This window comes from Plesiomonas sp., assembly GCF_051650925.1.
Taxonomy (GTDB): Bacteria; Pseudomonadota; Gammaproteobacteria; order Enterobacterales; family CAMTGL01; genus Plesiomonas.
Window position 1 is genome coordinate 1 of the sequence record NZ_JBOFRH010000582.1, and the last position, 13,932, is coordinate 13,932.

Here is a 13,932-nt window from a genome sequence, read left to right on the forward strand (position 1 = left end):
CCATGCCCACAATACCGCCGGAACACACCTTCATACCCGCAGAGCGAACATGCGCTAACGTATTCAAGCGATCATCATAAGTACGTGTGGTAATGATCTGCTGATAGAACTCAGGCGAGGTGTCCAGATTATGGTTGTAGTAGTCAAGCCCCGCATCGGCCAGTGTTTCAGCTTGATCACTTGTCAACATTCCGAGTGTCATACAGGTTTCCAACCCAAGCTGTTTAACGCCTTCGACCATTTTGACCAAATACGGCATATCACGCGCTTTCGGATTTTTCCACGCGGCCCCCATACAAAAACGGCTCGAACCGGCCAGTTTTGCTTTACGTGCTGATTCAAGCACGCTCTCCACTTCCAGCAAACGCTCGGCTTCAACGCCCGTTTGGTAGCGTGCACTTTGGGGGCAATACTTACAATCCTCTGGGCAAGCGCCTGTTTTTATGGATAAAAGCGTACTTACCTGCACATGATTCGGATCAAAATACTGCCTATGCACCTGCTGGGCGCGATACAGCAGATCCATAAATGGCAGCTCAAACAACGCACGGCTCTGCTCTACTGTCCAATCATGACGAACGGTGTTATCGCCTGCTAATGTCTGCTGCGCTGTAGGTTGCACTCTAGGCTGTTCCATACCTTGCTCCATGCTATTGCCGGATAAATAATCGTGAAAAAATTTTGGCTAGTGTAATTCTCACAGGTACACTGTCAATAACATGAATTAATAATGGTTTACATAAGGTTATTTTATCGCCATGACTTCTATTGCCGATCTTGAGTTTGATCAGCGCCATATCTGGCACCCTTACACATCGATGAGCCACCCGCTGCCCTGCTATCCGGTCAGCTCTGCACACGGAACCCGTATTTATTTAGAAGATGGAACAGCACTGATTGACGGAATGTCATCATGGTGGGCGGCGGTACACGGCTACAACCATCCGGCACTCAATGCCGCATTACAGGCTCAGATCCCTAAGATGTCTCATATCATGTTTGGCGGGATAACCCATCAGCCTGCAATAACACTGTGCCGTACGCTGGTGGATATCACGCCAGCCAAACTTGAGTGTGTATTTTTATCTGATTCAGGTTCTGTTGCGGTGGAAGTCGCCATGAAAATGGCACTGCAATACTGGCAGGCACGGGCAGAGCCTCGTGCGGAATTTTTGACGATTAAGCACGGTTATCACGGTGATACTTTTGGCGCGATGTCGGTCTGTGATCCTGAAAATGCCATGCATGGCTTGTATCGGGGGTTTTTACCACAACACCGTTTTGCTGATGCACCACAATGTGGATTTAATGATCCGTGGGATGAGCGCGATATCGCCTCTTTTGCCCAGCAGATAGAACAGCATCACCAAACGCTTGCGGCGGTGATCCTCGAACCTATAGTACAAGGCGCGGGAGGCATGCGAATTTACCACCCGAACTATTTACAAAAAGTGCGGGCGCTGTGTGATCAGTATGGTGTATTGCTGATTGCCGATGAAATTGCCACCGGATTTGGCCGTACCGGAAAATTGTTTGCCTGTGAACACGCGGGTATCACGCCCGATATTTTGTGTCTGGGAAAAGCACTAACAGGCGGATATCTGACACTGGCGGCAACCATTACCACTCGTCATGTCGCCGATACCGTCTGTAATGGTGAAGCGGGCTGCTTTATGCACGGCCCAACGTTTATGGCTAATCCACTGGCATGCAGTGTTGCTAACGCGAGTTTGGCATTACTGGCTACAGGGGAATGGAAAACACAGGTGGCTGACATTGAAGCGCAGCTAAAAGCCGAACTGCTGCCTCTGGCCGCATTGCCCCATGTTGCCGCTACGCGGGTATTGGGCGCTATTGGGGTTGTCGAGATGAAAGAGCCGGTATCAACGGCGCAATTACAGGCTCAATTTGTGCAGGCCGGCGTTTGGATACGCCCGTTTGGAAAGCTGATTTACATTATGCCGCCGTATATCGCCACTCAAGATGATATACGGCAATTAGTGCAGGCGATTTTCCACGTGATATCAGATAAATCATCTCAGATAACACCGCTTGGTGAAGCGGTTTCAGCCGAGTAATACTCGAAAATCACTTTCGGATAAATAGCTAACACTAAACGGTCAGATACGTTGTACTGGCTGCATAATCTCATAGCTATATAATCTCAGAGCAATACACACCGCTTTACAGTGTAAAGCGGTGGATAATCTGATTCGCACTGCCGCGCCAAACCAATGCCGGATCAGCTTCAGCCTGAATAAATTTCCCATCCACCAGCGCATCAATATAGGGCAATACCGCTTGTTGCGTGGGCGTTAGCTCGGCACGTGTGTACCCACTCCACAACCAAATATCTTTATCTGGGCACTCGCGTTTCACCCGCTGAACCAATGCAAGCACTGCCGAAACATTGGCAGGATGCAGCGGATCGCCGCCGGAAAGGGATAATCCGCGCCGCTTAATGCGAGTATCTAACAGATCAGCAATGATCTGATCTTCCATCGCCTGCGTAAACAGGTGTCCAGAATCAAGCCGCCATGTAGACTGGTTATAACAGCCCCGACACTGGTGCTCACAACCCGATACAAACAGTGTACAACGAGTTCCCGGCCCGTTAATCACATCGACCGGATAGTATTGATGATAGTTCACCGCAGTATTCCCACTTCAAGCATTGACTGGTGTACAGCAAAAAAGAGTCTGTGCAATAAAAAAGTGACGCCGTCACACAAACTATCGTGTTTGCATCACAGGCATCACTCAAATCAGACCTTATATCAACTCTGCGTTACAGGTGTTTCACCCGACGTTTTACCTCTTCTTGCTTACCATAGTTAAACGGACGCGCATCAGGGCTGCCCAGATAACCGCAAACACGACGAGTCACTGATACTTTAGTTGGCTCATGATTACCACAACGTGGGCAGGTAAAACCTTTACTGGTGCACTCAAACTCACCGGTAAAACCGCACTCATAGCACTCATCTATCGGGGTATTCGTACCATAATACGGCACACGGCTATAGCTGTAATCCCACACATTTTCCAGCGCTTCAATATTGTGCTGCATGTTCGGGTATTCGCCATAACAGATAAAACCACCGTTCGCGATAGCCGGATAAGGCATCTCAAAATCGAGCTTATCGTATGGATTCACTGCTTTTTCAACATCAAGGTGGAAACTGTTGGTGTAGTAACCTTTATCGGTAACGCCCGCAACAATACCGAACTCTTGTGTGTCTATTTTGCAAAAACGGCTGCACAGGTTCTCACTCGGTGTACTGTACAGGCTAAAGCCATAGCCGCTCTCTTCTTTCCATGCATCAGTGGCATCACGCAGACACTGCACAATGGCAATGGCTTTTTCACGCAGCTCGGCAGAGTCGTATACATGTGTTTGTGTACCGTATAGGGCATTCACGGTTTCATGCAGACCAATATAGCCAAGAGAAATAGACGCTCGACCATGCTTGAAGATCTCCGCCACGCTATCATCGGCATTCAAGCGCACACCACATGCCCCTTCCATATACAGAATTGGCGCAACACGGGCTTTTACATCCTGCAAACGCGCAATACGGGTATCCAGCGCCTCTTTAGCCAGCGCTAAACGGGTATTCAGTAAGCGGAAGAATGCCTGTTCATCACCCTTTGCTTCCAACGCGATACGCGGCAGATTCAGGCTGACAACACCAATATTGTTACGGCCATCATGGATCAGCTCACCCTCTTCCTCATACGTACCAAGGAAACTGCGGCAACCCATCGGGGTTTTGAATGAACCGGTCACCTCCACCACTTTGTCGTAGTTCAGAATATCCGGATACATACGCTTGGTGGCACACTCTAGCGCAAGCTGCTTAATATCGTAGCTCGGGTCACTCGGCTTATGGTTCAAACCATCTTTAATCGCAAAGACCAGTTTTGGGAAAACGGCGGTTTTACACTTTTTCCCCAAACCAGCAATGCGGTTTTTCAGTATAGATTGCTGGATCAGGCGTGATTCCCATGAAACACCCAGCCCAAAGCCAAAGGTGACAAACGGGGTTTGCCCATTTGCCGTGTGCAAGGTGTTCACTTCATACTCAAGTGATTGGAATGCGTCGTAACACTCTTTCTCGGTGCGAGCATGCGCAAAAGCCACTGGGTCAGCAATATCCCACTCCAGCGCAACTGCATGGTGCTTTTTGTAGCTGGCCGTAACATAAGGCGCAAGGATCTCATCAATCCGGTTGATGGTCGTGCCACCATAAATATGGCTCGCCACCTGCGCAATAATCTGCGCGGTCACTGCTGTTGCCGTTGAAATTGACTTTGGCGTGTCAATTTCAGCATTCCCCATCTTAAAGCCGTGTGTCAGCATCCCTTCAAGATCAATCAGCATGCAGTTGAACATCGGGAAGAATGGCGCGTAATCCAGATCGTGGTAGTGCAGTTCACCGCGCTCATGCGCTTGTGCCACATCACGCGGTAACAAATGCTGCAAAGCATAGTGTTTGGCCACAATACCGGCCAGCAAATCACGCTGAGTTGGGATCACTTTACTGTCTTTATTCGCATTTTCATTGAGCAAAGCGGCATTGCTCTGCTCAATTAACCCGCGAATTTCACTGTTCAAACGGCTGGTTTTTTCACGCGCAACATCACGATCGTGGCGATACTCAATGTAGGCTCTTGCAACCGCTTTATGCGGCCCAGACATCAGCTGGTTTTCCACTGCATTTTGAATGGTATGAATGGCCACTTCCTGCGCGCCATTAAGGGAGGATTCAACAGCCTCAGCCACGGCCTCAGCATAGGCAGGTTCCATCACTTCAACCGTTCGAGCGGCACTGATCACTGCATTTTTAATCATTTTTGCATCGAACGCTACACGGCACCCGTCACGCTTAATTACAACCGGCTTCACTGAACTTCCTCCACTTGCTACCAACTCGCCATACTTTATGCAAAACACTAAATATTGATGAGATGATAAAGCTATCTACTAGATGTGGTGTATTAGGCGAGATTACGCGGTTTGATACATTGATCTAGATCAACTGTTTTTCGTGAGCGATTCTTTCCCACGCAATATTATTACGCTTCGTCGGCCACTTCACACCGCCCCTTATCAGATTATATTTCGCTTGTTAACTGCTTTTTCCGCGCAATTTTCACTTCTGCTACAGCTCAAAAATACACCAGAAAAATATTCTAAAAAAAATCGCCTATCCCAGAAAAAAACAGACGTTGTATACCAAAATACGCCTTTGTTTCACGTCCATCATCAACACGCCACATCCCCCCTATTTCTACCGCCACATAGAACGCGAAAACACCGGATTTTAGGCATAAAAAAACCCGCCATTCTGAAATGAAGACGGGTTATTGATCACAGTGAATATTTTACAGCATACATTATGATCGGTTTTACGAATTTACTTCGCGGCATCCTGATGATCTTCATGCGGATGCTTTTTCTCGCGTTTCTCAGCTCGACGTTCTTGTTGAGTTTTCTGTGGCTTTTTCTTTAAATCGTGGCTCATATTAACTCTCCAGATCAGTGAAACTCACTCTATTTACCGCCTGTTAGCCTGAAATAGCAAGCCATCGTTCACGCTAATCCTGCGCTACAGCGTAACGTTAACTTGCCTCTGACTGGAAAAATGACACTTGTATCTTTCCGTTACCGGCTGTTGAGTTTTTCCTTATCATGTCTATTTTACAGCCTGTTTATGCTTTATATGGCGGTCATAGCGCGCCAACATATAAGCATAAACGCCGCCGACCGCCGCGCCAAAGAGGTGGCTTTCAAAACTAACCCGCAATTGGGTAGGAAATAGGCCAAAAAACATCACGCCGTAAATCAGTACCACCGCAAAGGCAATCAACAGAGATTTAACACTGCGCAAAATCAGCGCATAGACCAGCAAATAAGCCCACAGCCCATAAACAACCCCGCTCAACCCAACATGATAAGCCTGACGCGCGAACAACCACACCAGCATACCGCCACCAGCCCATACCAGTGCCAGTAAGCCGTAATAACGCCCAGCCCCGTAGCGAGATACCAGCCACGACAACAGCGTAAAAGGCACTACATTACTCAGTAAATGCGCCCATGATCCATGAATCAGCGGAGCTAACAGCAGTGCAGGCAGCAAATTTGCACTTCCCGGCTGCAAACCAAATCGCACAAAATAACCGCCACCCAGCATATTCAATATCTGAAAAAAAAGGCACAGCGCATCAATCGCCAGAATAACCCACACCACTCGCGGTAAACGTTTCATCATATTTTCCCTGCTTATCACTGTCTTGTCATACCCCTAAAACCTAAATGAAACCGACACCAACTCCCCGCTTTCATAAAAAAGAGTCGTGGTTATCCCCTCAACCCTGTAAACAGTATTCCCAATAAAAGGCAGCCAAAATCTGGTACATGCCCCTTTTCAACTTTCAGACTTCATTCACGGATTTAAACAGATCATGGAAACACTCAATCACCAACTGTTTTTACTGATTAATGCCAGCAGTGCGCACCCTTTAATCCGATTTATGTTTGCCCAATTTATGGCAAGCTGGATGATCTACCTGATTTTAAGTGCACTTAGCCTCGCCCTACTTTTCGGGCCACCCAAAGTCAAAGCGGCCATTATCACCGCATTCGGATGCGGGCTATTAGGCTACCTGTTCTGTACCATTATCGGCCAGATTTTCCCGCACCCGCGGCCTTTTATGCTCCCCATCGGGAAAACTTTCCTGTATCACAAAGCCAACGCTTCATTTCCCAGCGGGCATGCTACCTTAGTCTTTAGCCTCGGTTTCTCTTTATATCTCTCACACTTTCGGGCAGCCGGTGCCGCCATTCTACTCACAGGCGTAGGTATTGGCTGGGCTAGAGTCTTTCTCGGTGTACACTTTCCCTTTGATATTCTTGGCGCTATTCCCGTCAGCCTGTGTGCCGCTGGGTTCGCACGGCCTATTGGTAAAAAGATACAAGCCAAAATCAACACCTACTTTGAAGGATGCAGAGCATAATTTTATTCAGGGAAATGGGGCTTATGAGCCCCTTATGTACCACCAAACGCTAAAACTCAGGCTCTGGCACAAACCGTGATTGCCATATTCTTGCTTGTAGTTAGGTGTATGTAGTATAGGTATAATGCAGCCATGACCTTTTTTATTGAGCATGGAATGCAGAACATGAGCCTACCACGCATACTGATTCTTGGTGCAAACGGCTATATCGGAACCAGCCTCATTGCACATCTTATACCGCAAGGCTATAACATCCGAGCTGTAGCACGTGATACCGCCACTCTCAGCAATCAGACGTGGGCAACATCACCACAAGTTGAGTTGGTCTACGCTGATTTGCAAAAAGCAGAAACACTCAACGGTTTACTGACCGACATTGATATCGTGTATTACCTTGTACACAGCATGAATGATGGCAACCACTTTTTAGCACAAGAGCAGAGTGCGGCCACACATTGCGCACAGATACTGCAGCAATCATCAGTGAAAAAAGTCATTTATCTTGGTGCATTACAACCACACGCCAAACAATCAGAACACCTGCAAGCCCGTCGGATCACCGGAGAGCTTCTGCGCGGCAGCGGTATTCCAGTTATCGAGCTGCGCTCTGGCATTATTGTCGGCGCAGGATCCGCCGCATTTGAAGTGATGCGTGATCTGGTCAATCATCTGCCGATAATGATCACCCCACGCTGGGTGCGCTCGAAAACCAGCCCAATTGCTCTTGATAACCTACTGTTCTATCTCTCTGCGCTGATTAACACCCCCATTAATGACGGTATTTTTGATGTCGGCGGGCCTGATTATATTAGCTACCAAGATCAGATGAAGATTTACGCTGATATTACCGGTAAATCTTGCATCATTATTCCCGTGCCATTTTTATCTCCGGCACTCTCTGCAAAATGGTTACGTGTAATTACTACCGTACCGATAAACATTGCTCGCGCCTTGATTGGTGGGTTGTCGCACGACCTTCCTGCTAACAGTGCCCCGCTTCAGGCGCTGATCCCGCAGCCTCTTCTTAGCTACCGAGAGGCCATCAGTGAAACGCTCAAGCACGGCTCTGATTTTCTCGACTCCGCCCGCTGGGGGTACGATGCCGATGCCAAATCAACATGGAAAGCCGATTACAGCTTCTATCCTAAAAATGCCGGTTATCGTCTTGCCACCCGCGTAAGCAGTAAAGATTTATGGGAAGAGATCAACAAAGTCGGCGGTGATCATGGCTACTTTTATGCCGATATATTGTGGACAACCCGCGCACATCTGGATCGTTTATTCGGCGGAAAACCCCACGTGCGTCAGCGCCCTGAACATGCCATGTTGCAAGTGGGTGATAAAGTCGACTCGTGGAAGGTGATTTGTGCTGATCCTGAAAAAAAACTGAGTTTATTATTTGGAATGAAAGCTCCGGGCTTAGGGCGGCTCGACTTCACTATCACTGAAAAAGACAATCTACGCTATTTGGATGTTAGAGCATGGTGGCATCCGGCCGGTTTTCCGGGGTTACTCTACTGGTTTGCGATGATGCCTGCCCATCTGTTTATTTTCCGCGGAATGTGCATGCAGATAGTTAAAAACGTACTCAAAAACCAAAAACGCTAACCCTTTAACACTCAGGTAAATAACAGAAAAACGGCCAAAATAAAGGAACAAAAAAGCCATGTACACCACACTGCGTGCACATGGCTTTCACTATATTAATCCGTTAAAAGCACTTTGCTACTGATTACTTACTCAGTTTACTTACTCAGTAAGTTATTTAGCTTCATCAACGTGACTCACCACCGTATGCGGTAAAATCAAATTCAGCAGTACAGCAACCAGTGAAGCCAGCCCTACGCCCGCCAATGCAAAACTGCCGATTTTCAGCTCAAGCGCACCAATCCCGATAGTCAGTGTTACCGCTACAATCGCGATATTACGCGGTAAGCCCAGATCAACTTTTGCATCAATCAAAGTCTTCAGCCCAATTGCCGCAATAGAACCAAACAGCAGTAACATAATACCGCCCATCACCGGCATAGGAATTGAAGTCAACAGCGCATTAAATTTGCCCACGAATGCCAAAATAATGGCAAAAATAGCCGCCCATGTCATAGTCAGCACTTTAAAATTACGCGTCAACATCACAGCACCGGTGACTTCCGCATAGGTTGTTACCGGCGGGCCACCAATCAAACCGGCAAAACAGACACCTAAACCATCACCAAACAGTGTACGGTGCAGACCCGGTGATTTGGTGTAATCTTTACCCGTTACGCCGCCGATAGCCATCACACCACCAATATGTTCGATACAAGGCGCAATGGCGACCGGTAACATAAACAGCGCGGCAGCCCAATTGATCTCCGGTGTAATAAAGGTAGGAATAACAAACCATGCCGAAGCAGACAATTGTTCAAAATTAACAATACCTGCCATCATCGACGCAACATAACCGACAACCACACCCGAGAGTATTGGCAGCAGACGTATCCACCCCTTACAAAAAACAGCGGTAATCAGAGTAGTCGCCAGAGAGATACCTGCCAAACCGATGGCCATATCCAGCGGAATAATCTGCTCACCATTTACCCGCCCCATCGCCATATTGCACGCGACCTGTGCCACCGACAAACCAATCACCATGATCACCGGCCCAACAACAACCGGAGGTAATAGACGGTGCACAAAATTTACACCTCGAGCACGAATCACACCGGCAAAAACAAAGTACATGATACCGGCCATGCACAGACCAAACATGGTCGAAGGCACACCCCATGTCTGTGTGGCATAAATAATCGGCGCAATAAATGCAAAGCTTGATCCCAAAAAGATAGGCACCTGATTACGCGTGCTGATCTGAAACAGCAGCGTTCCGACCCCTGCCCCTAACAGCGCCATAGAAGGGTTTAAACCTGTCAGAAGCGGAACAAGAACCATTGCACCGAAGGCCACAAACAAAATTTGTAATCCGGCAATACTTTGTCTTAGAGAAGAGAACATTCTGAACCTTATAAAACAGACAGAATAAAATAAAGGGGTAGCAAACCGTTTATTCATGTGATGAATAGTATGGGTTACTAAAGTCTGCTGCTATCTGTCATCAGAAGTGTGGGTACGCAGGAAAAGAATTCGATACGTAAACAAAGATATACAAGCATCGAGGTCAGGATCATACGGTATCTTGGTCAAAATACCAAACGTTTGCGGCAACAAATAAAAAAATGGCACAACATGAGTGCGCCACTTTATTACACTGAAATATACATATATATCAGTGTATAGCTCTGACTAATGACACCAAAGCCAATGGTTTATTTCAATAAATCATAAGAGAGCAAGATATTACTCTGCAGATTCATCTTTATATTTTGCTGCAACTTCTTTAATCAGCGCCTGTAACTCACCTTTTTGCGCCATTTCCAGCATAATATCACAACCGCCAACCAGCTCACCTTCAACCCACAATTGTGGGAACGTTGGCCAGTTAGCAAATTTTGGTAACTCAGCGCGGATATCAGGGTTCTGCAAAATATCAACATAGGCAAAACGCTCACCACAGCTCATTACTGCTTGTACTGCCTGAGCAGAAAAACCACAGCTTGGCAACTTTGGTGACCCTTTCATATACAGAATAATCGGGTTCTCAGCCAATTGTTGCTTAATCTTATCAATGGTTTCCATTGTTAACCTCTATTGCCCATCATTGAATGTAAGTATGCCCTGATTCTACCGAGTCTGAGCATAAATAAAAAATCCCATTTTTTGTAGGGATATCTCTTCATTGTCGTTTTGTGGAGCACAAAGCCGGCATACCGGCTTATTTGCCGGATATTTACTCACCATGCCAATGCGCATCAAAGCGCGCATCAAGTACCCCTGCTTTTCACTAGACTACCAATATGTCACGAGACTCGCAGATAAATTTACACGTTATGCTCGCTAATATCCTTTTAATATAGAAAAAACTTGCTAAAATCCCAAACCATAACAGTTATACAACAGCCCTTCAGGGCAGATCATCTCAAGTTTGTATGAGTGATTTTAGGAAGCAAGAAAACTTGGGCTATGCCCTAACAATAACGGAGATCATGGCAATGTCTTTCGAATTACCTGCACTACCATATGCAAAAAATGCACTTGAACCGCACCTGTCAGCTGAAACGCTGGAGTTCCATTACGGTAAGCACCACAACACCTATGTGGTTAACCTGAATAATCTGGTTCCAGGCACTGAGTTTGAAGGCAAATCATTAGAAGAGATTGTAAAGACCTCTTCTGGCCCTATCTTCAATAACGCAGCACAAGTGTGGAACCACACCTTCTACTGGAACTGCTTAGCGCCTCAAGCTGGTGGCGAACCAACGGGTGCACTGGCTGATGCAATTAACAGCACTTTCGGTTCATTTGATGCTTTCAAAGCACAGTTTAATGATGCCGCAGTAAAAAACTTCGGTTCAGGCTGGACATGGCTGGTTAAAAAAGCTGACGGCACACTGGCAATTGTCAGCACATCAAATGCCGGCTGCCCACTGACTGAAGGCCATACTCCACTACTGACTGTTGATGTGTGGGAACACGCTTACTACATCGACTACCGCAATGTTCGCCCTAACTACCTCAATGGTTTCTGGGCACTGGTCAACTGGGAATTTGTTGCACAAAACCTAGCAGCATAAATATCTCTGATATTCGCGTTAAAAAGCCTTTATCATTTTGATAAAGGCTTTTTTATTGTAAAAGAGACAAAAAATGCCCCTATTGTAAGTAATGGTTGATACCGGTAACGGAAAAATCATATAGTTAACTAATCTGTCTAACACTTGATTTTGGTTATGATTTCAAAGAAAAAAACACATTTAATTATTTATTCATTATTACTGATTAATTTTTCAAGCTCAGCCTCTTGCTGGCTGGTCGGTGACATTAAAGGTTATAACGGTGAAGGTCATCATTCCGAACTTTACTATGGTGCGGAACGTCAAAGTAAGTTTATTGTTAAAATCAGCGATAAACTAACAAAAATAACCCCAAGCAATCTTAATTTTATCTCTATTGGTAATAAAACAGCGGCGGGTGTTTATGATGAGGGCAATGTTACTACCATTGAATCCTGGTCAATTTCAACAGATGAAAAAAAGGTTTTTATCAGCCGAGTGCGTACAGGAAATACCAATGCTGAAGGTGCTGAGGCATTTCAAGGTAATGTGATATCGCGTTGCGAATAATTATTTTCCCGCACTAAAGCATCAAGGTTACAGTGTAATATGAGTGATGGGATGTTTAATCACTTGCTCTTTAGGCAGCGGTCGACTAAAGAAAAAACCCTGCGCATGATCAACATGTAGATTACGCAAATACGCCAGTTGTGCCGGGGTTTCAACACCTTCTGCAACAACTTCCATATTCATGGAATGGGCCATATGCAGTATCGAATCCAGTACCGGTGTGTTGATGGTTTCTAAACCAATAGAGTGAATAAAACCTTTATCTATTTTGAGATAATCCACTTTATGCTTTTGCAGATAAATTAATGCGCTATGCCCTGTGCCAAAATCATCAATAGCAATCAAAAAACCTAACTCTCTTAACTTCACAAAAATATGCTCTGCACTCTCATCATCTTGGATCAACACTCTTTCTGTTATTTCGAGCACACACGTAAAATGATTCTGTGGTAACTGCTGGTAAAAGGCGGTTAAATCATCAATAAAATGGGGTGTGCTGAGATGCAGAGCTGAAATATTAATTGCCATTTTTGTAGGTGAAGGATATACCTCTGCTAATTCAGCACTATCTTTGATAATGAGTTGAAACAGATGCTGTGTTAATTGAACAATCACACCTGAATGCTCTGCATAATTGATAAATTGATCGGGTGGAATTAAGCCCTGTGTTGGATGCCGCCAACGCAATAACACTTCAAACCCAGTCAACGATCCATCTTGTAAGCTAAATACTGGCTGATACAAAACAAAAAACTGACCACTTTTAATACCACGCAAAATCAGTGTTCGCATATCCCTGTTGTTACCCAGATAAAAGTAGGATAACAAACCACTCATCACAGCAATCAGCGCAGAAAAAAACGTGATCTCATACCATGCAGAAAGAGGCAATTTATCACCGAAAACATAAACTTCATAACCGTGTCGCGCTGAAGCTATCTTCACTACAGGAATAGGAAGCTCACTCTTTGAGATTATTTTATCTGCAAATGTCGTTACTGCTTTATTATTAATCACAAGAGCTAAATCATCAATCCGTTCAGAAGTAAAAACAATTGTTTTATAGCTTTCAACTGAAAGTGGGATAGTTGCTAAAATACCTGTATCGCTACCGGATGACGAGATCCCTCGCCATAATGTAATAACGGGAGCATCGGGCACCGACAATGTACCTTGACTTAATCCAATACTGTATTTTTCACCTAGATTAATGCCAAGCAAATAGTTCTCTACTTGCTCTGACATATCACCTAGTGACGATGAGCAATATGCGGTCCCCTTTCTCACTAATATATAAGATCTGACTTCTGTATTGTATGACGCCCGTTTTATCAGCTTATCACGAACATTATCACAAGAAAGATTATCTATTGATGATATATACAGCATGTCATCAACAATTTTGTCTATTTTATCATCCATGACTTTCCCGACACTGTACATTACACTGTGTCTCATTTTTTCCTGCTGGTAGCTGGCAAAAATCCAAATACAGAAAAAAACCAACACAAAAACAAGTAGGCTTATTAGTGATATAATATATTTTTTATTCTTCACGTTTTAATCACCTAAATAAGACTCAAAGAAAGTCACCATCTTAGTTCCACCCTTGTCTATGAAGGGGGTAAGCAAAAAACAGCACAAAAAGCTAAAGCCAGAGTATAAGATAGAATACCTACCAATGGTACAT

12 protein-coding genes are annotated in these 13,932 nt (G+C 45.4%); 5 read left to right on the forward strand and 7 right to left on the reverse strand.

From position 1 onward, the window contains the following. On the reverse strand, window positions 1-526 hold a 526-nt coding region (bioB, locus tag ACRC27_RS13755; protein WP_438640145.1), incomplete at its 3' end, for a biotin synthase BioB. A gap of 232 nt (window positions 527-758) precedes the next feature. Between bioB and bioA the strand changes: the two genes are divergently transcribed. Further along, window positions 759-2,078 carry an adenosylmethionine--8-amino-7-oxononanoate transaminase gene (gene bioA, locus ACRC27_RS13760; RefSeq protein ID WP_438640141.1) on the forward strand — a complete coding sequence of 440 codons (1,320 nt, stop codon included), beginning with the start codon at window positions 759-761 and terminating at the stop codon, window positions 2,076-2,078. 106 nt (window positions 2,079-2,184) lie between these two features. Here the strand turns inward: bioA and nrdG are convergent, their stop codons facing one another. The 3 genes from nrdG to ACRC27_RS13775 form a co-directional block, all read right to left on the reverse strand. Then, window positions 2,185-2,652: an anaerobic ribonucleoside-triphosphate reductase-activating protein gene (nrdG, locus tag ACRC27_RS13765; RefSeq protein WP_438624136.1), complete on the reverse strand. Its 468-nt coding sequence runs from the start codon at window positions 2,650-2,652 to the stop codon at window positions 2,185-2,187. A 136-nt stretch (window positions 2,653-2,788) separates the two neighbouring features. After that, window positions 2,789-4,909: an anaerobic ribonucleoside-triphosphate reductase gene (nrdD, locus tag ACRC27_RS13770; protein WP_438631245.1), complete on the reverse strand. Its 2,121-nt coding sequence runs from the start codon at window positions 4,907-4,909 to the stop codon at window positions 2,789-2,791. Between the two features lie 790 nt (window positions 4,910-5,699). Further along, window positions 5,700-6,278, reverse strand: a complete 579-nt coding sequence (locus ACRC27_RS13775; RefSeq protein ID WP_438624138.1) for a rhomboid family intramembrane serine protease — start codon at window positions 6,276-6,278, stop codon at window positions 5,700-5,702. Between the two features lie 193 nt (window positions 6,279-6,471). On the opposite strand from ACRC27_RS13775, the gene ACRC27_RS13780 reads away from it, so the two are divergent. Both ACRC27_RS13780 and ACRC27_RS13785 read left to right on the forward strand, forming a co-directional pair. Further along, window positions 6,472-7,023, forward strand: coding sequence for a phosphatase PAP2 family protein (locus ACRC27_RS13780; protein WP_438630305.1), 552 nt, complete (start codon window positions 6,472-6,474; stop codon window positions 7,021-7,023). A 165-nt stretch (window positions 7,024-7,188) separates the two neighbouring features. After that, window positions 7,189-8,631 carry a DUF2867 domain-containing protein gene (locus ACRC27_RS13785; protein ID WP_438640142.1) on the forward strand — a complete coding sequence of 481 codons (1,443 nt, stop codon included), beginning with the start codon at window positions 7,189-7,191 and terminating at the stop codon, window positions 8,629-8,631. Between the two features lie 153 nt (window positions 8,632-8,784). Here the strand turns inward: ACRC27_RS13785 and ACRC27_RS13790 are convergent, their stop codons facing one another. After that, on the reverse strand, window positions 8,785-10,017 hold the full coding sequence (locus tag ACRC27_RS13790) for a uracil-xanthine permease family protein (RefSeq protein WP_438640143.1): 1,233 nt from the start codon (window positions 10,015-10,017) through the stop codon (window positions 8,785-8,787). Between the two features lie 342 nt (window positions 10,018-10,359). Further along, window positions 10,360-10,698, reverse strand: coding sequence for a Grx4 family monothiol glutaredoxin (locus ACRC27_RS13795; protein ID WP_438624143.1), 339 nt, complete (start codon window positions 10,696-10,698; stop codon window positions 10,360-10,362). Between the two features lie 413 nt (window positions 10,699-11,111). Between ACRC27_RS13795 and sodB the strand changes: the two genes are divergently transcribed. Together sodB and ACRC27_RS13805 are read left to right on the forward strand one after the other, a co-directional pair. Beyond that, window positions 11,112-11,693: a superoxide dismutase [Fe] gene (gene sodB / locus ACRC27_RS13800; protein WP_438624144.1), complete on the forward strand. Its 582-nt coding sequence runs from the start codon at window positions 11,112-11,114 to the stop codon at window positions 11,691-11,693. A gap of 156 nt (window positions 11,694-11,849) precedes the next feature. After that, window positions 11,850-12,242: a hypothetical protein gene (locus ACRC27_RS13805; RefSeq protein WP_438624145.1), complete on the forward strand. Its 393-nt coding sequence runs from the start codon at window positions 11,850-11,852 to the stop codon at window positions 12,240-12,242. A 27-nt stretch (window positions 12,243-12,269) separates the two neighbouring features. Here the strand turns inward: ACRC27_RS13805 and ACRC27_RS13810 are convergent, their stop codons facing one another. Next, window positions 12,270-13,799, reverse strand: a complete 1,530-nt coding sequence (locus ACRC27_RS13810) for a cyclic di-GMP phosphodiesterase (RefSeq protein ID WP_438640144.1) — start codon at window positions 13,797-13,799, stop codon at window positions 12,270-12,272. Window positions 13,800-13,932: the final 133 nt, after the last annotated feature.